The sequence below is a fragment of the Allosaccharopolyspora coralli genome (assembly GCF_009664835.1).
GTDB lineage: Bacteria > Actinomycetota > Actinomycetes > Mycobacteriales > Pseudonocardiaceae > Allosaccharopolyspora > Allosaccharopolyspora coralli.
Genome location: NZ_CP045929.1, coordinates 4,482,264 through 4,506,463 on the forward strand (window position 1 = coordinate 4,482,264; position 24,200 = coordinate 4,506,463).

Sequence of the window (24,200 nt, forward strand, 5' to 3'; positions counted from 1 at the left end):
GCCGTGCCTATCCTCCCCAGTGTGCAGAACACACGTGTTTCCGAACTCTTCGACCCCGCGGTCTGGCAACCCGTCGACGGCTTCGACTTCACCGACATCACGTATCACCGGTGTGTCGAGGACGGACCAGGGCGCGGCACCGTGCGCATCGCCTTCGACCGGCCGGAGGTGCGCAACGCCTTCCGGCCGCACACCGTCGACGAGCTCTACCGCGCGTTCGACCACGCACGGACGACTTCCGACGTGGGCTGCGTGCTGCTCACCGGGAACGGGCCCTCGCCGAAGGACGGCGGCTGGGCGTTCTGCTCGGGCGGCGACCAGCGCATCCGCGGCCGGTCCGGCTACCAGTACGCCGACGGTGAGACGCAGGAGACGGTGGATCCGGCGCGCGCGGGTCGGCTGCACATCCTCGAGGTGCAGCGGTTGATCCGGTTCATGCCGAAGATCGTCGTCGCGGTGGTTCCGGGGTGGGCCGCGGGTGGCGGACACAGCCTGCACGTCGTGAGCGACCTCACTCTCGCCAGCGCCGAGCACGCGCGGTTCAAGCAGACCGACGCGGACGTCGGCAGCTTCGACGGCGGATTCGGCTCGGCGTACCTCGCACGCCAGGTCGGACAGAAGTTCGCCCGCGAGATCTTCTTCCTCGGCCGCCCGTACACCGCCCAGCAGGGACACGAGATGGGCATGGTCAACGAGGCCGTGCCGCACGAAGAGCTCGAAGCGACCGCATTGCAGTGGTCGCGGGAGATCAACGGCAAGTCGCCGACGGCGCAGCGGATGCTCAAGTACTCGTTCAACGCCATCGACGACGGCCTCGTCGGCCAGCAGCTGTTCGCGGGCGAGACCACCCGCCTCGCCTACATGACCGACGAAGCCGTCGAGGGCCGCGACGCGTTCCTGCAGCGGCGGGAGCCCGACTGGTCGGAGTTCCCCTGGCACTACTAGGAGAGTGCGCGGATTGGTCTGCGTAGGTGGTTGCAGTAGCGGAACCTCACCTCGCCGCCGCGTACGCAGACCCACCCCGAGCACCTCTTCTCCCTGACGGGCGACCGGTTCGGCGTCGGGTCACGCCGGTCGTCGACAATGGTGGGCGTGAGTCCTGGTCGTGTCGTGGAAGCCCTGCCCATCCGCCCCGGTAACGAAGCGCTCGAGGCGCTCCCGGCGCTGAGCCGGGCGCTCGAGGGCGACGGCCCGGCGTTGCTGCCGGTCGCCCCCGACGGGGAGAACGCGCGAGAACTGCGCACCGCACTCGGCGTCGGCGAACCGCTGCTGGCGCACGAGGACGACACGATGGACCCGACGTCCGTCGTCATCGGCACCTCGGGGTCCACGGGCGTACCGAAGGGCGTTCTGCTGCCGAACTCGGCGCTGCGCGCCTCGGCGGAGGCGACCGAGGAACGGCTCGACGGGCCGGGAACGTGGCTGCTCGCGCTGCCGCCGCACCACGTCGCGGGGTTGCAGGTGCTGATGCGTGCCCTGATCTCGGGCACCGAGCCGTGTGCCGTGGACGTCCGCGACGGCTTCCGCCCCGACGCGTTCGTCGAGGCCGCCACCGAGGTCTTCGCCACGTGGGGCCCGTACTACACCTCGCTGGTTCCCACCCAGCTCGCCCGCCTCATCGACGACCCGGACAGCCTTCGTGCGCTGCGCCAATTCGACGCGATCCTGCTCGGAGGCGCCGCCGCGCCGCAACGGCTACTGCAGCGCGCGCAGGACGAGGGCGTGCCGATCGTGCGCACCTACGGCATGAGCGAGACCGCGGGCGGCTGCGTCTACGACGGCATGCCGCTCGACGGCGTGCGGGTCGCGGTCGAACCGCCCGAACCGGGCCGGATTCACCTCTACGGCCCGATGGTGGCGCGCGGATACCGCTACGCCGACAGCGAGGCTTTCAGCGACTTCGGCTTCCGCACCGACGACGTCGGCCAGGTCAGGGACCGCAGGCTCGAGGTCCTCGGCCGCGTGGACGACATGATCGTCACCGGCGGGGTCAACGTCGCACCCGTTCAGGCCGAACGACCCCTGACCGACCACCCCGGAGTCCGGGAGGCGTGTGTCGTCGGCCTCGACGATCCGGAGTGGGGCCAGATCGTGGCCGCCGCCGTCGTCGTCAGCGACCCTTCCGCACCGCCGGACACCGCCGAACTCCGGGAAGCGGTTCGGTCCCGTGCCGGTGCCGAAGCCGCTCCGAAACGCATCGTCGCCGTGGAGGAACTGCCGCTGCGCGGGCCCGGAAAGGTCGACCGGGCCGCCGTGCGCGACCTGCTCGGCAGGCAGTGACCGACCACGAGTCGATCACCCGCACCCGATGGGCGAAGATGGCGCCATGGCGACAGTCGCACAGTGGATCGAAGGCGCACGCGTGCGCACCCTGCCGAACGCGTTCGCACCCGTGATCGTGGGGACCGGGGCGGCAGCGGGCGTGGACCGGTTCGACCCGGTGATCGCGCTGCTCGCGCTGCTGGTGGCGGTCACGCTGATCGTCGGCGTCAACTACGCCAACGACTACTCCGACGGCGTTCGCGGCACCGACGAGCAGCGCGTCGGCCCGCTGCGGCTCGTCGGCTCCGGCCTCGCCGAACCCGGCGCGGTCCGCACCGCCGCGTTCGTGTGCTTCGGGCTCGCGGCCGTGTGCGGGCTCGGCGTCGTAGCGCTGAGCGGACAGTGGTGGCTGCTGCTCGTCGGAGCCGCCTGCATCGCGGCGGCATGGTTCTACACCGGCGGCTCTCGCCCGTACGGCTACTCCGGGTTCGGCGAGATCGCGGTGTTCGTGTTCTTCGGACTCGTCGGCGTGCTGGGCACCCTGTTCGTGCAGTCCGGATCGTTCAACGGTGTCGGCGTCGGCGGAGCGGTCGCGATCGGCTCGTTCTCGGCGGCGGTGCTCGTGGCGAACAACCTGCGTGACATTCCCACCGACCGCGAGACCGGCAAGCGCACACTCGCCGTCCTGCTCGGCGACCGTGACACCCGCACGCTCTACGTCGTGCTCGCGTTGGTGCCGTTCGTCATCACGCTGCTCACCGGCCTGCGCAGCCCGTGGGTGCTCACCGCGTTCCTCGCGCTGCCGTTGATGTTCCCCTCGCTGCGAGCGGTGCTGAGCGGACGCACCGGCAGTGCCCTGGTGCCCGCGCTGCGCGACACCGGCCTGGCGATGCTCGTGTGGGCGGTCGCGACGGCTCTCGCCCTCGCCCTCGGCCAGGGCTGATCTCGTGAGGCGAACGGCACTTTCGCCTCACGAGACGAGGCGAAAGTGCCGTTCGCTTCACGAATCGGGGTCATCGGACGAGAGCGGCCAAGGTGTACTGGGCGATGCCCTGCGCGGCCTCGCACTGGTCCGACCCCGCTTCCGGGGCCGTCACGACGACCTGCAGAGTCGCGTCCTCAACGTCGGCGAACACAGTGCAATCGTTGACGTGCAAGGTCTGCGTGCCGCGCGTCCCACCGAGGTCGACCTCGGTGTCGCCGAGGCTGCCGTAGCCGGCCGGCTGCGCCCCCAGCAACACCGCACGCGCGCCGCCCTGCGCCTCGAACGAGCAGCCACGCAACGTCGGATCGAAACCCACCTCGCGGGGTTGCCCGCGCTGCACGGGGAACGCGAGCTGACCGAGTTCGTCCGGTGTCACCAGCTCACACAGGCGCTCGCTCGGCAGTCGCGCGAGCCGCTGCCGCTGCTCCTGCGGGATCTCACGGGTGATCGAGGGCTCGACCGACTCCAGCGTCGGCTGCTCACTCGTCTCCGTCGAGGGGGTGGGGGGCTGCTCCGGGGCGGGCTCCTGTCCCGAACACCCGGCCAGGACTCCCAGCGCGAGCGCACCGGCGGCTACGGCAGGCTTACGCACTCGTCTCGACCCCGGCGCGCTCGTCGGCAGGCCACTGCCCGGTGGCGTGGAACCGCTCCAGCACGCGCCACGGTCGATCCAGATCCATGCCTTGCTCGGACACCCAGCCGTCGTCGTAGTAGGTGTGCGCGTACCGCTCACCGCCGTCGCAGAGCAGTGTCACGATGCTGCCGCGTTCCCCACGCGCGACCATCTCGGCGACGAGGGTGAACACCCCCCACAGGTTGGTCCCTGTGGAGCCGCCGACTCGGCGGCCGAGCACTTCCTCGGTCCACCGGATCGTCGCGATCGAGGCCGCGTCCGGAACCTTGACCATGCGGTCGATGGCCTGACCGACGAACGAGGGTTCGACCCGGGGACGTCCGATGCCCTCGATCAGCGAGCCGCGGTCGCCGACGCGACCGGGGTCGTTCTCGCACCACGCGTCGAAGAACACCGAGTGCTCCGGGTCCACCACGGCCAGGCGGGTTCCGTGCCTGCGGTAGCGGACGTAGCGGCCCAACGTCGCGCTCGTGCCGCCGGTGCCCGCGCCGGTGACGATCCACGCCGGCTCCGGATGGCGCTCCCGCCGCATCTGTTCGAAGATCGACTCGGCGATGTTGTTGTTGCCGCGCCAGTCCGTCGCCCCCTCGGCGTGGGTGAACTGGTCCATGAAGTGCCCGCCGAGTTCGGCGGCGAGCCTGCGGGACTCGTCGTAGATCGCGTTCGGCTCGTCGACGAAGTGACATTTGCCACCCTGTCGCTCGATGAGTGCGACCTTCTCGGCGCTCGTCGACCGCGGCATCACCGCGATGAACGGCAGCCCGAGCAGGTGGGCGAAGTACGCCTCGGAGACGGCTGTGGACCCCGACGACGCCTCGATGACCGGCGTTCCCTCGGCGATCCAGCCGTTGCAGATCGCGTGCAGGAACAGCGAGCGCGCCAGCCGGTGCTTCAGCGAGCCGGTCGGATGCGTCGACTCGTCCTTCAAGTAAAGGTCAATACCCCAGGCGTGCGGGAGCGGATACGTGAGCAGGTGCGTGTCGGCGCTGCGGTTCGCGTCGGCCTCGATGACCCGTACCGCCTCCGACGTCCAGTCCCGGGTGCGTTCGCACCAGCGATCCACGATCTCGGTCACGAACGCTCCTCCGACGTCGCATGCTGCTCGGCCGCACGATTCGCGGGTTCCTCGTCCCGTTCGCCCCTGAGCTGCGCACGGAGTTCGTCGCGGCGTGCCCGGCGGTGCCGGGTGCGCTCCTCGACACCGACCGCGACGCGGTGACGCAAGCCCTTGAACAACACGAGGGACAACGGCATGACGACGACCACGGCAACCGCGAGCGCGACGAGCAACGGAACCCGGAAGAGCAGGAGCACAGCGGCCAAGGCGACGACCATGCCGAACCGGGCGAGCGTGTAGAGCGTGAGGTCGACGGCCAGTGAGTGCGGTCGACCAGCGGCGCGAGTGCTCCCGACCGAGTCGCTTGCGTTCTGCTGTTCCTGCACGTCAACCAGGGTAGAGCACGGGAGGTCACCGACGGCCGACGGTCCGGGACGTGCGGAAACGGCACCCCGGCCGGAGGTCCGATCAACGCCTCGGCGCGCGCTGCGTCCGAATACGCCCGTTCGTCCCTTACCTTCCCTTTACCTGGACCTGAGTGTTCGAGTACCCGCATGTCCGGCTGCCAGGATGCGAGACAGCGGAGCCGATACCACCGACTCCCCGAACACCTGTTGCGAAGACCCGTGGAGGCAAGCCGTGACCGTGACGCCGCAGACCCGCCCGAACAGCCAGGAGCAACTCCTGACACCCGGCGAGGTCGCCACGCTGTTCCGCGTCGACCCGAAGACCGTCACCCGCTGGGCCACCGCCGGGCGCATCGGTTCGATCCGTACCCCGGGCGGGCACCGCCGGTTCCGGGAGTCCGAGGTGAAGACCCTGCTGGCGGAGCTGACCAACGACGTGAGCCACACAGCCTGACTCGGCGACCCCACCACCACGCCACACCAGCTAGTCTCGAAAGGGACGAAACGGAGGTGGGCGATGCTCTACGCGCTGGCAGCGATCGGTGCGATCACCGTCATCGTATTGCTGTGGAAGGCCTTCGGTCCGGAGAACGGCGTCGGCGAGCTCTTCGGCCGGCCCGGCACCCAGGTCCCGCCGGACGACGACCCCGATTTCCTGCGCAAACTCGACGAAGAGCGCAAGAACCGCAACAACGGCGACCCCGGCGAGAGCTGAGCGTCCGCCCGCTCCCAGACGGCATCCGGGAACGTGAGTAGGTGGTCCTGCATCCCCGCGCCTCGCGGTGTCGTTCCCAGAGGGCTGATCAGACCATGCGCTGACGGCCTGCTGCCTGCGGGAAGTCGTCCGCGACGAGTGCGGCGAGCTCCAGCAACGCGAGCCGCGTCGGTGCGGCGAGCTGGTCCAGCTCGACCTCGGCGCCTTCTTCCAGATGCGGGTCGAAGGGGATCTTCGCCACCGCACGGCACCGGGAACCGAAGTGGGCGGCGAGCTTGTCGATGTCGACCTTGCCCGACCCCGGACGCACCGAGTTGATCACGGTCACGGACCGCTTCACCAACTCCCCGTATCCGTGCGCGTCGAGCCAGTCCAGGGTTCCCGACGCGCTGCGCGCGCCGTCGATCGAGCTCGACGAGACCAGCACCAGCGAGTCCGCGACGTCGAGGACGCCCTTCATCGCCGAGTGCATCAGGCCGGTGCCACAGTCGGTGAGCACCACGTTGTAGAAGTGCTCCAGCAAGGTCACCGTGCGCCGGTAGTCGTCCTCGCTGAACGCCTCCGAGACCGCCGGGTCCTGCTCGCTGGCCAGCACCTCCAACCGGCTGGGTCCCTGCGAGGTGTACGAACGGACGTCGCTGTACTTGCTGATGCGCTGGGCGTCCCGCAGCAGGTGACGGACGGTGGCAGTGGTCTCCAGCGGGATCTTCTGGCTCAACGTCCCGCGGTCGGGGTTCGCGTCGACGGCCACGACGCGGTCGCCGCGCAGCGACGAGAACGTCGAGCCGAGTGTTGCCGTGGCGGTCGTCTTGCCCACACCGCCCTTCAGGCTGAGCATCGCGATCTTGTAGCAGCCCGCGAGCGGCTGATTGATCCGAGAGATCAGCTCGCGGCGGTACATGTCGGACTGGCTCTCGCCAAGGTTGATCGACTTGCCGCTGAGCAGGTACAACGCCTTGCGCCACCCGGACTGCGGCGGACGCTTCGTCTGTCGCAGCAGCTGCGCCGAGGACAGGTCCTGGCCGAACGGCTGCTCCGGCGGCTGTTGCGCGGGCTGCCCCACACCCGGATACGGCGCGGGCACACCGGGAATCTCGTGCGGCCCCGACTGGCCAGGCTGTGCGGCCTGCGGCTGTTGAGGGGCGGACGGAGCCGCGCCGACCGCATACGGGCCGGACTGACCTGGCGCGGGCTGGCCCGGTGCGGAGTGACCTGATGCAGGCTGACCTGGTGCGGGCTGGGCGCCCGACTGGCCGACCTGGTGCGGCCCGGACTGCGCGCCGGGCTGGTACGGGCCGGGCTGGAACTGGGTGCTCGGATCGGCGTAGGCCGATGCGGTCGAGAAGCCCTGTTGCGGCCCGGACGGACTCGGTTCCACGTACGGAACCTGGCCCTGCTGCTGGACACCACCCGGGTAGTGCGGTTGCGGCGTCTCCGCCGCCGGCCCCGACGGGTCCACGTAGGACGGCATCGGGTGCTCGTCGGAGACCACGTGTCGCCTGCCCGGCGTGGTCTTCGGGTCGATGTAACCCGGGTCCGCCGGGTTCGGCAGGTCACCGGAGTGCCCGTTGCCGTGTGCCGTGGATTCGGCCCCGTCGAAGGACCGCGGGTCGGCCGGGCCCAGGTTACGGCGGGTCTCGGGCTCCTCGTAGCGTCCGGTCACCGTTGGCTGTCCTTCCGAGAAACGAATCAGAGCGGGTACGCCCTCGAAGCGGGACGGTAGTCGCCGAACACCCGCGGAATCCAGCCGGGGTGAGGTGTTCGGCACCGTGCCACGGCCCGGTACCGGTCGAAGATCCGCAGGTCAGAGAAGCCGATCAAGCGCGTCGACCTCGTCGGGCAAGCCTCTCGGCGACGCGGTGACCCGATCAGAGTCCAGCGTACGAGTGAAGCCCCGCGACCACGATGTTGATGAAGAACAGGTTGAAGATCATCACGGCGAGACCGGCGACGTTGATCCACGCCGAGCGCACGCCGCGCCACCCGGCGGTGGCCCGCGCGTGCAGGTACGCGGCATAGCAGATCCAGGCGATAAGGGAGGTCGTCTCCTTCGGGTCCCAACCCCAGAACCGGCCCCAGGAGGCCTCGGCCCAGATCGCGCCCGCGACGATCGCGAACGTCCACACCGGCATGATGATCACGGTGGCGCGGTAGGCCAGCCGGTCCAGCGCTTGGCTCGTCGGCAACCGCGAGCCGAACCGCACCATCTTCGTGGGGTTGTTCTCGTGCCGCGTACGCGCGATGAACAGCAGGCTGGCCACACCGGCGAACAACAGCACACCGGTCGAGACGATCGCGGCCGAGACGTGGATCACGATCCAATAGGACTGCAGCGCAGGCTGCAGGGGCGCGGCTTCCGCGTACAACACCGTGCCCGACAGGAACAGCAGCACCGTGGTCGGCAGCATCACGAACCCGCCGAGACCACGCAACGTCGCGGTGCTGGTCTCCTGCCGCAGCGCGCGGGACTGCCGGAACAGCACGACCAGCCACGCCAGCACCGCCGCGAGCGTGATCGCGGAACCGAACTCGTACATGTTGCCCCACGGAGCCCGGCCGGTCGCGACACCGCGCAGCACCAACGACGCCCCGTGCACCAGGGCACCGAGGGCGGTCAACGCCACCGCCATCCCGCCGACCCGCTCGGCCCACGGCCGACGGGCGGGCTCGGGCACGTGTCCCACGACGGGTCCGTCGCCCGCGGCCTTGTCGACCGGCGCACCCGAGCCGACGAGCTCGCGCTCCGGGACGGCCTTGCGCGCGCTGCCGGAGGAGAACTCCGCGAAGTACAACAGCATCGCGAAGATGTAGATCGCGACCGAGGTCGCGAACGCCATGTCGCTGTACTCCGACAGCACCAGGTTGACCGGCATCAGCTGTTCCTTCCGCGCCCGGACATCGCGGCTGGCGTGTCCGTCGAGTCGTCGGGGCCGGGTTCGAGCAGGTCACGGGCGACGCGGGTGAATTCCTCGCCGTAACCGGCCTGGTCGGTGCGAGCCAGTCCGCCGACCTCGACCACGGTACGGGCGAGATCCCCGTCACCGGCGCCCGGGGTGACCGGGACCGCGCGCACCCACACGCGCCGCCGCTTGATCGTCAACGACGCCCCGATGCCGAAGATGACCGCCACCGCGAAACCGAGCACCCACGGCTGGAACGGGTCGTGCGAGACCTGCAGGTTCACCCACCGTTCCAGGCCGTCGAAGCGCACCGTCGTGCCGTCGTCGAGGCGGATCTCCTCGCCGATGCGCAGGTTCTCGCGCGCCACCCGGTTCAGCCGGTCCTGCTCGATCATGCGCTGATCCACGCTGAAGATCGACTGTCCCCGGCCGGAGTCGAGGCCGAGGTCGCCGCGCAGCACGTCGACGGCCACCCGCGGATCGTTCGGTGCGGGGAACCGCGACGACAGCAGCGACCCGTCCATGTTCGCCGTCGGCGCGAACAGGCCGGTGACCGCGAGCTGGTTCTGCCTGCGCTGCTCGGCGTCGGTGACTCCCGGCGGGTCGAACTTCGTGGCGCCCTGGGACAGCATCGTCATCTGATCCATCGGCTGCCACTGCACGAGACCGGAGCGCTGCTGCCCGTCCGGCCAGGTCACGGAGAACCGCGGCGCGTAGCCGTTGCCGAGCAGGTAGACACGGTCGCCCGCGGTCCGCAGCGGGCTGTTGACCTCCAGCTCGTACGGGCGCCACACGTCGTTCTCCAGGTCCTCACCGGACTGGTACTGCACGGACGCGCGATAGTTCTCGGCCTGGCCGGTGGGCAGATAGTCGGCCTCGAAGTCGTCGACCTTCACGCAGAACGGGCTCAGATCGGTGCCGTCGACGCTCAGGCCCGCACGGAACGAGTCGAAGTTGTAGGTGCCCGAGTTGCAGAAGCTCGACCCGTCGGCCATCACGATGACGTTGCCCTCGTAACCGAGGATCTTGCCGCCGGCAACGCTGATCAGCAGACCGACCAGTGCGAAGTGGAACACCAGGTTCCCGGCCTCGCGGAGGTAGCCGCGCTCGGCGCTCAGCGACCGCCCCCCGTCGGCTTCCTCCTGCTCGTGAATCCGCCACCCGCGCAACCGGCGGCGCGCGGAGGTCATCACCTCGTCGACCGACGAGTGGAGCTCGGCGGTCTCGTGATGCGGCATCCTGGCGAGGTTGCGCGGCGTGCGCACCGGCTTCGCCCGCAGCTGCTTGAAGTACTCCGCGCACCGCGGCACCAGGCAGCCGATGAGCGAAATGAACAGCAGGACGTAGATCGAGGCGAACCACACCGAGCTGAACACCTCGAACATGCCGGCCTTGTCGAGGATCGGCGCCAGGCTCGGGTACTCCTCGAAGTAGCGATCGACCTCGCGCTGGTTCAGCGACCGCTGCGGGATCAGCGCTCCGGGCAATGCGGCCAGCGCCAGCAGGAACAGCAGCACCAGCGCGGTGCGCATCGACGTCAGTCCGCGCCACGTGTTGCGCAGTTGGGCGAGAACGGTCTTCACGACAGCAGGCATCAGAGTGGCAACTCGAATCCGGCGATCGGCCCGCGCATCCACGCGACCCACTCGCCCCACAGCCCGGTCACCAGCAGCAACCCGACGACGACCAGCAACGCGCCACCGGTCAGCTGGATCGTCCGCGCCCGGGTGCGCAACCACGCCGCGCTGCGCACCGCCCAGCGGGCACCGAGCGCGAGGACGATGAACGGGATCCCCAGCCCGACACAGTAGGCGAGCACCAGCAGCACGCCGCGCATCGCGATCCCGGTGTCGACCTGAGTTCCGGCGGCAACGGAGATCACGCCGATCAGGGTCGGCCCGAGGCACGGGGTCCACCCGAGACCGAACACGGCCCCGAGCAGCGGCGCACCCCACATCCCCGTACGCGGAACGCGGTGCACGCGCACGTCACGCTGCAACGCCGGAATGAGACCGAGGAAAGCCAGACCCATCGCGACGGTCACGACACCGCCCACACGCTGGAGGACGAGTTCGTTGGCGAGCAGGGCATCGGACAAGCCGAGCAGCAGCAGGGCTCCGGCGGCGAAAACGACACTGAATCCGGCGACGAACAACCCGGCGGCCCCGGCGACACGCCAGCGGCCGCGACGGACCTCCCGCGCCTCGGCCTCGTCCACCGCGGGTGCGTCGGCGCCGACCACGCCCGCAAGGTAGGCGAGATAGCCGGGAACCAGCGGCACGACGCACGGTGACGCGAAGCTGATCGCCCCCGCCAGCACGGCGACGCAGGCTGCGAAAACCAGCGGTCCCGATGCGGCGAGTTCGGTCGGATTCACGACATCGAGGGTAAGGACGGAGAGCGGCCGCGGACGCAGCACCCCCGGTGACTGTTCCCACATCGGCTCCGGCGAAGCCACCGTCCGACCGGCCCGACGCTCAGGCTGCCGGGGAACGCGGCGCGAGACGTACGACGAGATCGGCATCGAGCGCTCGGGCCAACCGCTCGAGCACAGGGATGGTGGGAACGGTTCCGCCGGCCTCGAAACGAGCGATGCCGGGCTGCGTCATGCCCGCAGTCCTCGCGAGCTGCCATGCGTCGCCTCGGGTGGGCCCGCCGGTTGGCATGCGTGAGTCTTTTTGGTTGCTATAGCCACCAAAAAGGCTCACGCCTGTCGGGACTCCTGGGCGACCTTGCGGACCTCGGGGATGAGTTCGGAGTCGAGGACCTCGGTGAGGAAGATCGCAGCGACGCGGTGGTCGCGGTCGAGGATCACCGTCGACGGGACCGTGCTCCGTGGGTACCCCTTCAGCGGCAGCAGCGACCGGCCGGACGGGTCGAAGATCGACGGATACGTCAGCCCCCGGTTGTTCACGAAGTCCGCCGCCGCCGTGCGCTGGTCACGCACGTTGATGCCGAGCACCTGTACACCTTGCGGGCCCAGCTCGTTCTGCACTCGTTGCAGGTCGTCGGCCTCCGAACGGCACGGCCCGCACCACGAGCCCCAGAGGTTCATCACCACGACCTGGTCCTGGAAGTCGGACAGCCGGATCTTCTGCCCCTCCTGCATGAGACTGTCCCCGGTGACGCCCGAGACGACGCCGCGCTCCTGCGGCGGGTAGAACAGTCGCGTCTGCCCGCCGGGCGAGACGAACGTGAACTCACCGTCCGAACCGACCGCGTCGTCCCCGGCCGTGGCGCAGCCCGTCAGCGCCAGCACGGCCGTCACCGCCACCAGACATTTCTTCGCGATCATGCGCCTGCCACCGTCGGATCGGATTCGCCTGCGGGTTCGGTGTAAGCGACCCGCACGAGTTCTTCGTCACGGAACACGAGCGTGGTCAGCGACGCCAGGGAGCACTGCCTGCGCCGCGGGTCGTGCCACAACGGTCTGCCTTCGACGAAGCGGCGCAGCGTCCAGATCGGCAGCTGGTGTGACACACAGATCGCTTCGCCGCCGGACGCCTCCACCCGCGCTCGCTGGGCAGCGGCGAACATCCGGTGCGCGATCTGCAGGTACGGCTCGCCCCACGACGGGAGGAACGGGTTCCGCAGTTTCGGCCAGTGCTGCGGCGAGCGCAGCGCACCGTCCCCGACCGAGACCTTGAGTCCCTCGAACTGGTTCTCCGACTCGATGAGGCGTTCGTCGGTGGCGACGTCGAGACCGAACGCGGCGCCGACCGGGGTGGCCGTCTGCTGGGCGCGTCGCAACGGGGACGCCAGCACGAACCGGATGTCGCGTGCCGCCACGAAATCCGCGACGGTCTGCGCCTGCTTCTCCCCACGCTCGGACAGGTGGTATCCCGGCAACCGACCGTAGAGGACGCCTTCGGGGTTGTGGACCTCGCCGTGCCGCAGGAAGTGCACGACGGTCTTCACACTCACGACGTGCCTTCCGGCGCAGTGGCCGCCGCGGCGGCCTTCGCGGCGTACGGCACGGCATCGGCGATGACGTCGAACGCCGCGTCGTCCATGGCCGAGTTGACGAACCACGACTCGAACGCACTCGGCGGCGGGTACACGCCGCGCCGCAACAGCTCGTGGAAGAACGGCGGGAACCGCCACGTCTGCTGCGCCTGCGCCGAGGGGAAGTCGTGCACCGGGTCCTCGGTGAAGAACACGCTGACCAGGTTGCCCGCACGCGCCACCTGGTGTGCGACGCCCTCCGCCGACAACGCCGACCCGAGCAGCTCACCGAGCCGCGTGGCATTGCGGTCCAGGGCGGCGTAGGTCTCGGCGTCGGCGGCGCGCAGGTTCGCCAGGCCGGCCGCGATCGCCACGGGGTTCCCGGCGAGCGTGCCCGCCTGGTACACGGGCCCGGACGGTGCGAGCAGCGCCATCACGTCCGCGCGTCCGCCGAACGCGGCCGCGGGCAGACCCCCGGACATGACCTTGCCGAAGGTGTAGAGATCGCCTGCGACGCCGTCCAGACCGAACCAGCCCGCGGAGGACACCCGGAAGCCGGTCATGACCTCGTCCATCACCAGCAGCGACCCGGACGAGCGTGTGACCTCGCGGAGTGTCTCGTTGAACCCGGCCACCGGCGCGACCGCGCCCATGTTGCCCGCAGCGGCCTCGGTGATGACGCAGGCGATGTCGTCTCCGACCTCGTCGAAGGTCTTCCGGATCGCCTGCGCGTCGTTGTAGGGCAACACGATCGTGTCTTCGGCCTGCGCGCCGGTGACCCCGGGCGAACTGGGCAGGCCCAGCGTGGCCACGCCGGAGCCGGCGGCGGCGAGCAGCGCGTCGACGTGCCCGTGGTAGCAGCCCGCGAACTTCACGACCTTGCGCCTGCCGGTGAACGCGCGGGCCAGTCGCACCGCGGTCATCGTCGCCTCGGTGCCGGAGTTCACCAGCCGCACCTGCTCGACCGGCTCGACGCGGTCGATGATCTCCCGCGCGAGGTCGATCTCCCCGGCCGCCGGGGTGCCGAACGACAAGCCCTCGCTCGCCGCGGCACGCACGGCCTCCACCACGCTCGGATGAGCATGGCCGTTGATCATCGGACCCCACGAGGAGACCAGGTCGACGTAGCGCGACCCGTCGGCGTCCCACAGGTAGGGCCCCTCCCCGCGCACCATGAACCGCGGGGTGCCGCCGACCGAATGGAACGCGCGGACCGGCGAGTTGACGCCGCCCGGCGTCACTGACACGGCCCGGTCGAACAGCTCCCTTGAACGGGGGGCGGGGTCGACGGACGGGGTCGCAGACGTCTCGGCACTCACACCCCCAGTCTGACAGGCGTTCGAGTGTGTCCGGTGCCACCCTGACGGTGCTCGGTGGCGGCTGCCCAGCTCAACGGCGACCGCGGGGTTCAGTGGCGGCGGCCGACCTGCACGGCGAGCACGAGCTGCCGGATCGCGTCGAGCACCAACAGCCCCGCCGCCACGCAGGCCGCGACGGACAGGGCCAGCCAACTCCCGAGCAGGCGGGTGACGACCTCGGTCCCCTCCGGGCCCGGTAGGACGATCGGCACCTTGCCCGCCGACCAGGACCAGACTGCGAACAGCACGAGCGCCACCGCGAGAACGCACTCGACAGCGGCGAGGCCCGCACGCCACGGCTGATTCAGCCGTCCGCCGTGCACCACCCGGCCTTCCTCGCCGGACCCCACCTCGCCGAGAACGGCCTCCTGCGACACGGCCTCGCCGTGTTCGGGGCTCGGATCGGTTCCGGTCCGTCCGGCGTCCGGGGTGCTCACGGACAGCAGGGTCTCACGAGCGCGTCGATCCCGAGCCGTCGACAGGGGTGATCAACGCGGTGAGTTCCTCGACGAGGGCTTCCGGGTCCCTCGCCCACGCCAGCACCACCTCGTCGTCCTCGAGCCGCAGCGGCACTTCATGGGTGCCCTTCGGCACCGTCCAGCCGCCGCCGAGCACCCGCGCCCCGACCGGCGCCCCGACGTCCGTGGCGTGCTCGACCCGCGACACCGCCAGGTACTCCTGGCCGAGCACGAGCCACTCCGGGGTCAGTTGCACGGTGCACACCTTGCGGCGCCCCCGTACCCACGCGAACGCACCCAGCGCCAGCGCGACACCGACGACCGTCCACATCCAGACGTGCTGGGGCCCGGGCGTGAGCTGTTCGACGAGCGCCCCCACTGCGGCGAAGGCCGGCCCCCACAGCACCGGCCACCAGGTCGAGCCGTGCTCCCGGTAGATCAACGGGCCGTCAATGCTCACCGTGCAACCACTCCGAGCTGTCGCGTTTCCAGGTACACGCCACCGCCGCGACCAGCAGAACCAGCGTGATCAGGTTCTGCACCGAGGTGGCGAGCGTGGCGAGCACCATGATGACGTGCCCGAACGCCACGATCGTGAGCACGATCCGCACCCACGCGCGACGACTGCCGAGCATGAATCCGAGTCCCGCGTACACCGCGGCGAGAACGATCGCGAGCACCAGGTTCGTCGTCAGCAGTGCACGCGCCCGATCCGCCGCGTCGCCGGCGGCGACACCGCTGTCGGCCAGCTCCTGCTCCAGGCCGCTGACCCCGGTGAACGAGAAGAGCGCCTGCACGAGCAGGAAAGCGGCGGCCGCGCACCACAGGCCGATGCCGACGCGCAGCGGGGCGGGGGCGGTCACCGGGATCGCGCCGCCTGGAAGTAACGGTTGGATGGAGCGAGGAACACCAGCACCACGAACGCGGTCATGGCGAGAAGCCCGAACGCGGCGGTGCCGTAGCTGAGCACCGGGACAGTGGCCGGCAGCGGAACCTGCTCGACGGAGTCACCGACGAAGGCCGCCCCGCCGCCGACGAGTGAGAACAAGGCGTTGACGATCCAGAGGGCGGCGAACACGGTGAGTACGACACGGGCCCAGTTCGCGCCGCTGCGCATCTTGAAGCCGAACAGGATCCACAGACCGGAGAGCGCGAGGTAGAAGATCCCGGTCCCGACCGCCATGAACAGCAACAACCCGTTGGCGAGACCGCGGACGAACTGCTCCTCCTCCGGCGACACCGCGCCGTCGCTGGCCACACCCTGATTGACCGCATCCTGCATGTAGCCCTGCAGGGCCAGGTACGTCACCACCGTGAGCACCGTCGCGATCAGCGGCACCACCACCGCGATCCAGAACGCTGCTTGCACCGTCCCGGGAGCCCGCAACGGCTCGTCCTGTACCGGTGGGGCATAGCCGAACGATTGTCCCGGATAACCCTGGCCGGGATACCCCTGCTGGCCTGCGTAGGGCTGCTGGCCCGGGTAGGGCTGCTGACCGGGGTCGGGGTGCGGGGAGAACCCACCCGCCGGATTGCCGTACGGGTTCTGCTGGTATCCGCCCTGCTGCCAGGGATCCTGCGGCGACGTCACATCCGAACCGTAGAAACCGGACGGAATCCCGTCCACCCGGCCACCACGATTGTTACCGCAGCCACGCCGCCGAGACCACGACGCGCGGCGTCACACCGCCCGCTGAGTCGCCGGGGCGTTGAAGAACCGGTTCGACGACGCGCGCAGCACCAGCACAGCGAACGTGATCAGCCCGGCGAGCGTGACCACGCTGGTCACCAGTGACACGACGCCCATCCCGACGGACACGCCCGTCTCGGCGGAGACGCCTACCACCAGCAGGATCACGCCTCCGACGAGGCTCGACAACGTGCTCACCGACCAGATCGCACCCAAGACCAACAGGACGACGCGGGCCCAGTTCGCGCCGCGCCACATCAGGAATCCGAGCACGATCCAGATCGTGGCGCCGATCAAGCCGAGCACGGCCATGGCGATGCCTCCGTAGAGCATCACGTTCGGGCCGTCGACGCGCGGCATGAACAGGTACCCCACCGTCTGCATGATCGTCCAGAACAGCGGGATCCCGACCGCGAGGTAGAAGGCGATCTCGACCGCCTGCGGCTTCGGCACCGGAGTCGGCATCGGCGCGGGCGCGCCGTAGGGATGGCCGGGCGCCGGGTAACCCCGCTGGGCGTACGCCGCGAACCCGGGGTGCCCGGGCTGAGCTTGCTGGGGGAAGCCACCGGAGGGCGTTCCGTACGGGTTCTGCTGATATCCGCCCTGTTGCCAGGGACTCTGCGGCGACGTCACGGCACGAACCGTAGAAAGCGGGTGAAAGCCTGTCCACCGACTTCGCCGACTGTTACGTTCTCGCGATCTCGAACGGAGATGGCAGGCACGGTCATACGTGAGAAGCCAGGCGCGCAGCTCAGGTCTTGCGGTACCAGCGGTTCGCCTCGGGGCGCAGCAGGAGCACGAGCACCGCCGTGTCGAGTGCCGCGACGACGAAGCTGATCAGCAGGTCGAGGCCGTCGAACTCGACGCCCGCGGCCTCCGAGACCGGCCCCAGCCCCATCGAACCGACACCGAGCAGGACGATCAAGGCGCCCGCGAGGCTGAACGCGCAGAACACCGCCATGACGACGCGGGCCCAGTTCCGCCCGCGCAGCATCTTGTTCGCCAGCAGCAGGTAGATCGCGAAGACCGCCGCCGCCATGAGTAGCGACATGAGCACCCCGGCGTTGGCGGCCTGGTCGAGCTCGTCCTGGTTCATCTCCGGCGCGCTCTCACGCAGAGAGCTGATCAGGCTCTCGCGGTCGGTGAGCTGAATGATCGCGCGCACCACCCCGACGGCAGCACTGGCGATCCACAGCCACCAGGCGAGCCGCAGTACCTGCGGGGCGTCCGGCTCCGGGGCGTCGTTCTGCCGCTGCCCCGACGTGTCGAGCTGATCGTTCACCGCTGCTCCGCTCCCAACCAGCGCGCCGCGTCCGCGGCCCAGTACGTCAGGATCAGGTCCGCGCCCGCCCGTCGGATCGAGGTCAACGACTCCAGCACGGTGCGCTCCCGTTCCAGCCAGCCGCGTTCGACGGCGGCCTCGATCATCGCGTACTCGCCGGAGACCTGGTAGGCGGCGACCGGAACGTCGGACTGCTCCGCGACTCCGCGCAATACATCCAAATAGGACAGTGCGGGTTTCACCATGACCATGTCGGCACCCTCGGCGAGGTCCAGGTCCGCCTCCCGGACGGCTTCCCGCCCGTTGGCCGGGTCCTGCTGATAGGTCTTGCGGTCACCCTGCAACTGCGAGTCCACGGCCTCACGGAACGGGCCGTAGAACGCCGAGGAGTACTTCGCGGAGTAGGCCAGGATCGCGGTGTCGGCGAAACCGGTCGCGTCGAGCGACTCGCGGATCACGCCGACCTGGCCGTCCATCATGCCGCTGGGCGAGATCACGTGAGCACCGGCCGTGGCCTGTGCGACCGCCATCTCCCCGTACACCTGCACCGTCCGGTCGTTGTCGATCGCACCGTCGGCGTCGAGCAGTCCACAGTGGCCGTGGTCGGTGAACTCGTCCAGACAGGTGTCGGCCATGAGCACCGTCGAGTCGCCCACCTCCGCGGCGAGGTCGGAGAGTGCGAGGTTGAGCACACCCTCCGGGTCCACCGCGCCCGAACCGGTCGCGTCGTGTTCGGCAGGCACGCCGAAGAGCATCAGCCCGCCGACCCCGGCCGAGACGGCCTCGACGGCGGCTTTCCGCAGCGAGTCCCGGCTGTGCTGCACGACCCCGGGCATCGACGAGATCGGCGTCGGCTCGGAGGCGCCCTCACGCACGAACAGGGGCAGCACGAGATGGCGCGGCTCGACGGAAGTCTCCGCCACGAGCCTGCGCAGCGCGGGAGTACGCCGCAACCGACGCGGCCGGTCCGAAGGAAACATGAGGACTCCTAGAACACTTTGTCGTCGCACGGGTCCGCCGCACCCCTGGCAGCCGGCGCCACGGTTCCCGAAGATGCGTGCCGCACCGGCCGGTCACCACAAGGGCACCGGCCGGGAGCGGCCGTAGCACCGACGACCGCTCCCGCCGAAGCGGTGCCCGCTTCCGCTCAGCGCGACCGAAGTGGCCGAACGTCAGCTGCGACGGGCGCGTTTGGCCTTCTTGGGCGGCGGCAACGAACCTTCCGCACGCAGCCGCGCTGCGTGCTCGGCGAGCGCGTCGACGAGCGCCGGGACCTGCGCGAGCTCCGGCTGCACGTCCACGCGCAAACCGAATTCCTTCGCCGTCTCCGCCGTGTTCGGGCCGATACAGGCGACCAGCGTGCGCGCGTGCGGCTTGCCCGCGATCCCGACCAGGTTCCGCACCGTCGAGGACGAGGTGAAGCACACCGCGTCGAAACCACCGGTCTTGATCATCTCGCGGGTCTCGGCGGGCGGCGGCGCGGCACGCACCGTGCGGTACGCGGTGACGTCGTCGACCTCCCAGCCCTGCTCGCGCAGACCCGCCGAGAGCGTCTCGGTGGCGATGTCCGCTCGCGGCAACAGAACCCGGTCCACCGGGTCGAGCACCTCGTCCTGCGGCGGGAAGTCCTGCAGCAGCCCTTCGCTGGTCTGATCACCGGAGGGCAGCAGCTCCGGAGTCACCCCGAACGAGCGGACCATGTCCGCGGTGGCCTCGCCGACGCAGGCGAGCTTGACGCCGGAGAACGCGCGCGCGTCCAGGCCGAACTCGCGGAACTTCTCCCACACGGCCTTCACCGCGTTCACCGAGGTGAACACGACCCACTGGTAGCGACCGTCGACGAGCCCCTTCACGGCGCGTTCCATCTGGGCGGGACTGCGCGGCGGCTCCACCGAGATCGTCGGCACCTCGTGCGAGACCGCACCGTGCGACCAGAGGCGTTCGCTCATCGCGCCCGCCTGCTCCTTGGTGCGCGGCACCAGGACCTTCCAGCCGTACAGGGCGCGGGTTTCCCACCAGGAGAGGTTGCCGCGCTCTCCGGCAGGGTCGCCGATGGTGACGATCAGGTTGCCCTGCAACTCACCCGCGTCCGCGGCCAGCGACGCCAGGGTCGTGTCGATCGTGCGCTGCTGCACCGTCGTACCGGACGCGGTCACCGCCACCGGGGTCGTCGGGGCGAGACCGTGCTCGGTCAACGCCGACGCCGCCTCAGCAAGGTGCGTTCCGGTCGCGTGCAACACCACCGTGCCGCCGACCGCGGCCAGCGCCGCCCAGTCGACGTCGCCACGGACGTCGGCCTCGGTGCGCGTCGCGCCCAGCGCGATACCGGCGTACGTCGGCACCGCCGTACCGGAGGACACGCCCGGCACGACGTCGAAGGCGACCTCGCTCTTGGACACGGCCTGTGCCTCCCGCACCACCGCGTCCGCGGTCAGCGGATCACCGGCCACCAGCCGGACCACCGCGCGGCCTGCCTTCGCCTCGGCGACGAGGTCCTTGGCCACGTCCGCCGGCTCTCCGACGGCAGGCCGGACCTCGGCCTCGTCGGAGACGGAGCCGACCACGTCGGCGGGAACGTCCGGATCGGTCACCACGAGCGAGGCGTGGCGGAGCAAATGCTGGGCCCGGACGGTGAGCAGCCCACTGTCACCGGGACCGGAACCCACAAAAGCGATACGTCCGGGGGTATTACGTGCTCGGGTCATTCAGGGCACTCCCCATCAACTACTGCCCGGGACCGCTGAGCAAAGCGGCCCTGGCGTCGAGCAACTCGGCGGCGAGATCGCGGCCAAGCTGTTCAGCGGCGGTCGTCTCACCGGTGACGGAGGCACGCAACAACTGAGCGTCGTCGGTTGCCACGACCCCGCGCACGAACAGCCGCTGCGCCACGCGACCGTCCTCGTCGAGGTCTTCCACCACCTCGGCCAGCGCGCCGACGGGTGCACTGCAGCCGGCCTCGAGCGCTGCCAGGAACGCGCGCTCGGCGGCCACCGCGACACGGCAAGCCTGGTTGTCCAGTGTGGACTGGAGCAGATGCTCGGTATCCACGTCGTCGACGCGGCACTCCACTGCGAGCGCCCCCTGAGCGGGAGCGGGCAGCATCTGCAGTGGATCGAGCGTTTCCGTGATCACCTCGAGCAGGCCCACCCGGGCCAGCCCGGCACGGGCGAGCACGACGGCGTCCAGCTCGCCGTCGGTCACCTTGCGCATGCGGGTGTTCACGTTGCCGCGGATCCCGCGCACCTGAAAGCCGAGGCCGAGAGCCTCCAGCTGGGTGGTGCGCCGCGGCGAACCGGTGCCCACGACGGAGCCCGGGGGTAGTTCACCGAGTGTCAGACCGTCCCGTGCCACCAGCGCGTCCCTCGGGTCCTCCCGGCCCGGGACCGCCGCCAGCGACAACCGGGGGTCCGGCGTCGTCGGAAGATCTTTGTACGAGTGCACCGCCACGTCGACCTCACCGGCCGCCAGTGCCTCGCGCAGCGCGGAGGTGAACACGCCGACGCCGATCTCGGAGATCGGCGCCATCGACTGGTCGCCCGGCGTGGACACGGTCACCAGCTCGGTGGCGTACCCGGCGTTCTCCAACGCCTGTGCCACGGTGGTGCTCTGTGCCATCGCCAGCGCACTGGACCTCGTCCCGACGCGCAGCGTCCTGTTCACCGATCCTCACCGTCCTGCTCGGGTCGATCCGGCAGCAGCGCGGAGCCGGAGAAGCGGCCGGACGAACGCTCGTCCTCCGCCTGCGCGGCGCCGATCACGGCCGCGGTCTGCGGATCGAGTTCGAAGAGTTCACGAAGGGCGTCGGCGTAGCTGGTGCCGCCCGGCGTCGAGGCGAGCTGCTTGACGCGCACCGTCGGCGAGTGCAGCAGCTTGTCGACCACGCGACGCACCGTGCGGGCGAACTCGTCCCGCACCTCGCCGTCCAGCTCGGGCAACCGCGACTCCAGACGCAGCAGCTCCCCGTCGACGACCTCGGCGGCGCGCTTGCGCAGCGCCGTCACGGTGGGCGTCACCTCGGCCGAACGCTGGGAGGCGAGGTAGTCGCGCACCTCGTCGGCCACGAGCACCGTGGCGCGCTCCGCCTCGCTGCCGCCACCGGCCTCGGTGAGCCTGCGCTGCAGCGTCTCCAGGTCGACCACCGAGACGTCGGGCAGCTCGGCCACGTCGGGCGCGGTGTCCCGCGGGAGCCCGAGGTCGCAGAACAGCAGCGGTCCGCGGTCGCGGCCCCGCATCGCCGGCTCGACCGTGTCGGCGGTGATCACGGCACCGACCGCACCTGTACAGGTCACGACCAAGTCCGCGCTGGTCAGGGCGGACCCGAGCTCGTCGAGGCCGGTGGCCCGCGCGGCCACACCCTCGTCCCGCAGCGACGCGGCGAGACGCGCACCGTTGTCGGCGCTGCGATTGGCGATCACGACCTCGCCGATCCCGCCACGGCGCAGCTGGGCCGCGGCCAGACCGCCCATCGAGCCCGCGCCGACCAGCAGCGCGCTCCGGCCCGCGAGGTCACCGAGCAGCGACTCGGCGTCGGCCAGCGCTTCGGACACCACCGAGGCGCCCGCGGCGTCGATCTCGGTCTCCGAGTGCACCCGCTTGCCGACCCGCAGCGCCTGCTGGACGAGTTCGTGCAGCGCGCGACCGACGGAACCCGCCTCGTCGGCGGCGGTGTAGGCCTGCCGAAGCTGCCCGAGGATCTGCGCCTCGCCGACGACCATCGAGTCCAACCCGGCCGCCACCGAGAACACGTGCTCCACCGCGGCGGCGGCGTAATGCACGTACAGGTTCTCGGCAAGCTCGGACACTTCCGAGCCGGCGTGCCGTGCGAGCACCGACGTCACGTCGTCGACACCACCGTGGAAGGTCTCCGCCACCGCGTAGACCTCGATCCGGTTGCACGTCGAGACCAGCACCGCTTCCGCCACGTTCTCGCAGCGCAGCAGTTCGTGGAGAATCTTGCCGACCTCGTCGGCGGGCACCGCGACCCGCTCCAACACCGGCACCGGGGCGGTGTTGTGCGACAGGCCGATCGCGAGCAGGTTCACGGCCGGACCACCATCCCCTCGCCGTCGAGCCGGGCGCCGTTCAGCGGCACCGCGTCCACCTGATCGGGGTCCACACGGCCGGACGCACCGACCGCTTCCGCGTCGTGGGTGCGGCGGGCGACGTGGAACGACAGGATCTGCATCTCCACGGCCAGGTCGACCTTGCGGACCTCGACCTCCTCCGGAACCTGCAGGACCACCGGCGCGAAGTTCAGGATGCAGGCGACCCCGCCTTCGACGAGGCGGTCGCACACCTCCTGGGCGCCGTCGGCGGGCGTGGCGATCGCACCGATCGTGACCTCGCGCTCGGTGCACACCCGCACGATGTCGTCGAGGTGGCTGACCGGGATGCCGCCGACGGGAATGTCGATGAGGTCCGGGTCCTTGTCGAACAGCGCCGAGACCGGGAATCCGCGACTCGGGAAGCCTCCGTAGTTCGCGAGCGCGTGGCCGAGGTTGCCGATGCCGACGACGGCGACGCTGTGCCTGCGGGTGAGGCCGAGGCTCTGCTCGATCTGCCCGACGAGAACGTCGACGTCGTAACCGACGCCGCGCGTGCCGTACGAGCCGAGGTAGGAGAGGTCCTTGCGCAGCTTGGCCGAGTTCACCCCGGCGGCGGTCGCCAACTCCTCACTGGAGACCGTGTTCACGCCCTGCTCGCCGAGGCCGGACAACGTCCGGAGGTAGACCGCCAGCCGCGCCACGGCGGCCTCGGGAATCGCCCGGAGGCGCTGCCTGGCAGCGGGCACGCCGATCTCCTGGGGCGAGGCTTGCGAGCCGGGTGGCACTCCGGCCGCGCCGTCGTCGTCCCGTACGCCCTCTCCGTGGGCCGTCACGCTGGCTCTCCCTCGCCCTGCTGCTGCTCACCTGTCGCGGGTTCGAGACCCGACCTGCGCGCTTGCGCACCACCGGCCGCGGCCGCACCGCCAACTGCCGGGAACGCCACGGGTCACCACCCGAACGGGGTGGTGGACCGAGCACGACTCCACCCACCGTAGCTACTTGTGAACACATGCACAAAGTCGGTGGGCCGCGTCACGGGTCCGGTTCGACCGGACTCGCGGCCCGTGTCCGCCATCTTCCCTGATGGAGCCCCGACGTTCCAAAACGCGTGGTCGTCGCCACTCCGACCCCTCGAGGGACGCGCGGCTCGGGCACGAAGGCGTGAGTCTTTTCGGTGGCTATAACCACCAAAAAGACTCACGCCGCGAGGGCGGCTCGGAAGCGCGTTTCCTCGACTTTCCAGTATCCGTGCTCGGCACCGTCGACGAGGATGACCGGCACCCGGTCGCCGTACTCGGCACGCAACTCCGGGTCCGAGTCGACGTCCACGCTCGCCCACCGCACCCCGAGCTCACCGCAGATCCGCTCCACGTCGTCCGCCGCCGCGTGACACGGGTGGCAGTCCTGCCGGACCATCAGCGTCACTTCATGTGCCATGCGCCCATCCTCCCGTGCTCCCGGA

The 24,200-nt window shown here is 70.1% G+C and carries 28 protein-coding genes; 5 read left to right on the forward strand and 23 right to left on the reverse strand.

Annotation, left to right across the window (positions count from 1 at the left end):
- Positions 1-21: 21 nt before the first annotated feature.
- From GIY23_RS20840 to GIY23_RS20850, 3 genes are all read left to right on the forward strand, one after another.
- Positions 22-945 (forward strand): 1,4-dihydroxy-2-naphthoyl-CoA synthase, encoded by a 924-nt coding sequence (locus GIY23_RS20840; RefSeq protein ID WP_154078211.1) that lies wholly within the window; start codon positions 22-24, stop codon positions 943-945.
- A gap of 147 nt (positions 946-1,092) precedes the next feature.
- Positions 1,093-2,280, forward strand: a complete 1,188-nt coding sequence (gene menE / locus GIY23_RS20845) for an o-succinylbenzoate--CoA ligase (RefSeq protein ID WP_228717419.1) — start codon at positions 1,093-1,095, stop codon at positions 2,278-2,280.
- 46 nt (positions 2,281-2,326) lie between these two features.
- A complete protein-coding gene (locus GIY23_RS20850) occupies positions 2,327-3,205 on the forward strand; it encodes a 1,4-dihydroxy-2-naphthoate polyprenyltransferase (protein ID WP_154078213.1) in 879 nt (292 codons plus the stop codon).
- A gap of 70 nt (positions 3,206-3,275) precedes the next feature.
- Here the strand turns inward: GIY23_RS20850 and GIY23_RS20855 are convergent, their stop codons facing one another.
- The 3 genes from GIY23_RS20855 to GIY23_RS20865 are packed head-to-tail and all read right to left on the reverse strand — an operon-like array spanning position 3,276 to position 5,324.
- Positions 3,276-3,839, reverse strand: a complete 564-nt coding sequence (locus tag GIY23_RS20855; protein WP_154078214.1) for a DUF3558 family protein — start codon at positions 3,837-3,839, stop codon at positions 3,276-3,278.
- Entirely contained in the window at positions 3,832-4,956 is a 1,125-nt protein-coding gene (gene cds1, locus GIY23_RS20860; protein WP_323845628.1) for an L-cysteine desulfhydrase Cds1, read from the reverse strand. Before cds1 ends, GIY23_RS20855 begins: the two co-directional genes overlap by 8 nt.
- Entirely contained in the window at positions 4,953-5,324 is a 372-nt protein-coding gene (locus GIY23_RS20865) for a DUF4229 domain-containing protein (RefSeq protein ID WP_228717420.1), read from the reverse strand. Before GIY23_RS20865 ends, cds1 begins: the two co-directional genes overlap by 4 nt.
- A 253-nt stretch (positions 5,325-5,577) precedes the next feature.
- Between GIY23_RS20865 and GIY23_RS20870 the strand changes: the two genes are divergently transcribed.
- Positions 5,578-5,799 carry a BldC family transcriptional regulator gene (locus GIY23_RS20870; protein WP_154078215.1) on the forward strand — a complete coding sequence of 74 codons (222 nt, stop codon included), beginning with the start codon at positions 5,578-5,580 and terminating at the stop codon, positions 5,797-5,799.
- 63 nt (positions 5,800-5,862) lie between these two features.
- Positions 5,863-6,060, forward strand: coding sequence for a hypothetical protein (locus GIY23_RS20875; protein WP_154078216.1), 198 nt, complete (start codon positions 5,863-5,865; stop codon positions 6,058-6,060).
- Between the two features lie 88 nt (positions 6,061-6,148).
- On the opposite strand, the gene GIY23_RS20880 is transcribed toward GIY23_RS20875, so the two are convergent.
- From GIY23_RS20880 to GIY23_RS20975, 20 genes are all read right to left on the reverse strand, one after another.
- Positions 6,149-7,723, reverse strand: a complete 1,575-nt coding sequence (locus GIY23_RS20880; protein ID WP_154078217.1) for a MinD/ParA family protein — start codon at positions 7,721-7,723, stop codon at positions 6,149-6,151.
- Between the two features lie 205 nt (positions 7,724-7,928).
- Positions 7,929-8,933 (reverse strand): c-type cytochrome biogenesis protein CcsB, encoded by a 1,005-nt coding sequence (gene ccsB, locus GIY23_RS20885; RefSeq protein WP_154078218.1) that lies wholly within the window; start codon positions 8,931-8,933, stop codon positions 7,929-7,931.
- Positions 8,933-10,555 (reverse strand): cytochrome c biogenesis protein ResB, encoded by a 1,623-nt coding sequence (gene resB, locus GIY23_RS20890; RefSeq protein ID WP_154078219.1) that lies wholly within the window; start codon positions 10,553-10,555, stop codon positions 8,933-8,935. The genes ccsB and resB overlap by 1 nt, the downstream gene beginning before the upstream one ends.
- Positions 10,555-11,337, reverse strand: a complete 783-nt coding sequence (locus tag GIY23_RS20895) for a cytochrome c biogenesis CcdA family protein (protein WP_154078220.1) — start codon at positions 11,335-11,337, stop codon at positions 10,555-10,557. The genes resB and GIY23_RS20895 overlap by 1 nt, the downstream gene beginning before the upstream one ends.
- Positions 11,338-11,437: 100 nt before the next feature.
- The gene (locus tag GIY23_RS20900) at positions 11,438-11,626 is read right to left on the reverse strand and encodes a helix-turn-helix domain-containing protein (protein WP_154078221.1); all 189 of its coding nucleotides are present in this window, start codon (positions 11,624-11,626) and stop codon (positions 11,438-11,440) included.
- 38 nt (positions 11,627-11,664) lie between these two features.
- Positions 11,665-12,255: a TlpA disulfide reductase family protein gene (locus GIY23_RS20905; protein ID WP_154078222.1), complete on the reverse strand. Its 591-nt coding sequence runs from the start codon at positions 12,253-12,255 to the stop codon at positions 11,665-11,667.
- Positions 12,252-12,878, reverse strand: a complete 627-nt coding sequence (locus tag GIY23_RS20910; RefSeq protein ID WP_154079020.1) for a histidine phosphatase family protein — start codon at positions 12,876-12,878, stop codon at positions 12,252-12,254. Before GIY23_RS20910 ends, GIY23_RS20905 begins: the two co-directional genes overlap by 4 nt.
- 2 nt (positions 12,879-12,880) lie before the next feature.
- The gene (hemL, locus tag GIY23_RS20915; RefSeq protein ID WP_154078223.1) at positions 12,881-14,224 is read right to left on the reverse strand and encodes a glutamate-1-semialdehyde 2,1-aminomutase; all 1,344 of its coding nucleotides are present in this window, start codon (positions 14,222-14,224) and stop codon (positions 12,881-12,883) included.
- A gap of 89 nt (positions 14,225-14,313) precedes the next feature.
- On the reverse strand, positions 14,314-14,700 hold the full coding sequence (locus tag GIY23_RS20920) for a hypothetical protein (RefSeq protein WP_222850194.1): 387 nt from the start codon (positions 14,698-14,700) through the stop codon (positions 14,314-14,316).
- A gap of 13 nt (positions 14,701-14,713) precedes the next feature.
- Complete coding sequence (locus tag GIY23_RS20925; protein ID WP_323845636.1) at positions 14,714-15,181, reverse strand: hypothetical protein; 468 nt, start codon at positions 15,179-15,181, stop codon at positions 14,714-14,716.
- A complete protein-coding gene (locus GIY23_RS20930; protein ID WP_154078224.1) occupies positions 15,171-15,584 on the reverse strand; it encodes a hypothetical protein in 414 nt (137 codons plus the stop codon). The genes GIY23_RS20925 and GIY23_RS20930 overlap by 11 nt, the downstream gene beginning before the upstream one ends.
- Complete coding sequence (locus tag GIY23_RS20935) at positions 15,581-16,312, reverse strand: hypothetical protein (protein ID WP_154078225.1); 732 nt, start codon at positions 16,310-16,312, stop codon at positions 15,581-15,583. Before GIY23_RS20935 ends, GIY23_RS20930 begins: the two co-directional genes overlap by 4 nt.
- A gap of 90 nt (positions 16,313-16,402) precedes the next feature.
- Entirely contained in the window at positions 16,403-17,044 is a 642-nt protein-coding gene (locus GIY23_RS20940; RefSeq protein WP_154078226.1) for a proline-rich domain-containing protein, read from the reverse strand.
- Between the two features lie 118 nt (positions 17,045-17,162).
- Positions 17,163-17,693, reverse strand: a complete 531-nt coding sequence (locus tag GIY23_RS20945) for a hypothetical protein (RefSeq protein WP_154078227.1) — start codon at positions 17,691-17,693, stop codon at positions 17,163-17,165.
- Positions 17,690-18,673 (reverse strand): porphobilinogen synthase, encoded by a 984-nt coding sequence (gene hemB / locus GIY23_RS20950; RefSeq protein WP_154078228.1) that lies wholly within the window; start codon positions 18,671-18,673, stop codon positions 17,690-17,692. Before hemB ends, GIY23_RS20945 begins: the two co-directional genes overlap by 4 nt.
- Before the next feature lie 192 nt (positions 18,674-18,865).
- Positions 18,866-20,398, reverse strand: a complete 1,533-nt coding sequence (locus GIY23_RS20955; protein ID WP_154078229.1) for a bifunctional uroporphyrinogen-III C-methyltransferase/uroporphyrinogen-III synthase — start codon at positions 20,396-20,398, stop codon at positions 18,866-18,868.
- 19 nt (positions 20,399-20,417) lie between these two features.
- Positions 20,418-21,353 carry a hydroxymethylbilane synthase gene (gene hemC / locus GIY23_RS20960; protein WP_154078230.1) on the reverse strand — a complete coding sequence of 312 codons (936 nt, stop codon included), beginning with the start codon at positions 21,351-21,353 and terminating at the stop codon, positions 20,418-20,420.
- Complete coding sequence (locus GIY23_RS20965; RefSeq protein WP_154078231.1) at positions 21,350-22,735, reverse strand: glutamyl-tRNA reductase; 1,386 nt, start codon at positions 22,733-22,735, stop codon at positions 21,350-21,352. Before GIY23_RS20965 ends, hemC begins: the two co-directional genes overlap by 4 nt.
- Positions 22,732-23,571: a redox-sensing transcriptional repressor Rex gene (locus GIY23_RS20970; protein WP_154078232.1), complete on the reverse strand. Its 840-nt coding sequence runs from the start codon at positions 23,569-23,571 to the stop codon at positions 22,732-22,734. The genes GIY23_RS20965 and GIY23_RS20970 overlap by 4 nt, the downstream gene beginning before the upstream one ends.
- Before the next feature lie 364 nt (positions 23,572-23,935).
- Complete coding sequence (locus GIY23_RS20975; protein WP_154078233.1) at positions 23,936-24,175, reverse strand: glutaredoxin family protein; 240 nt, start codon at positions 24,173-24,175, stop codon at positions 23,936-23,938.
- Positions 24,176-24,200 lie beyond the last annotated feature (25 nt).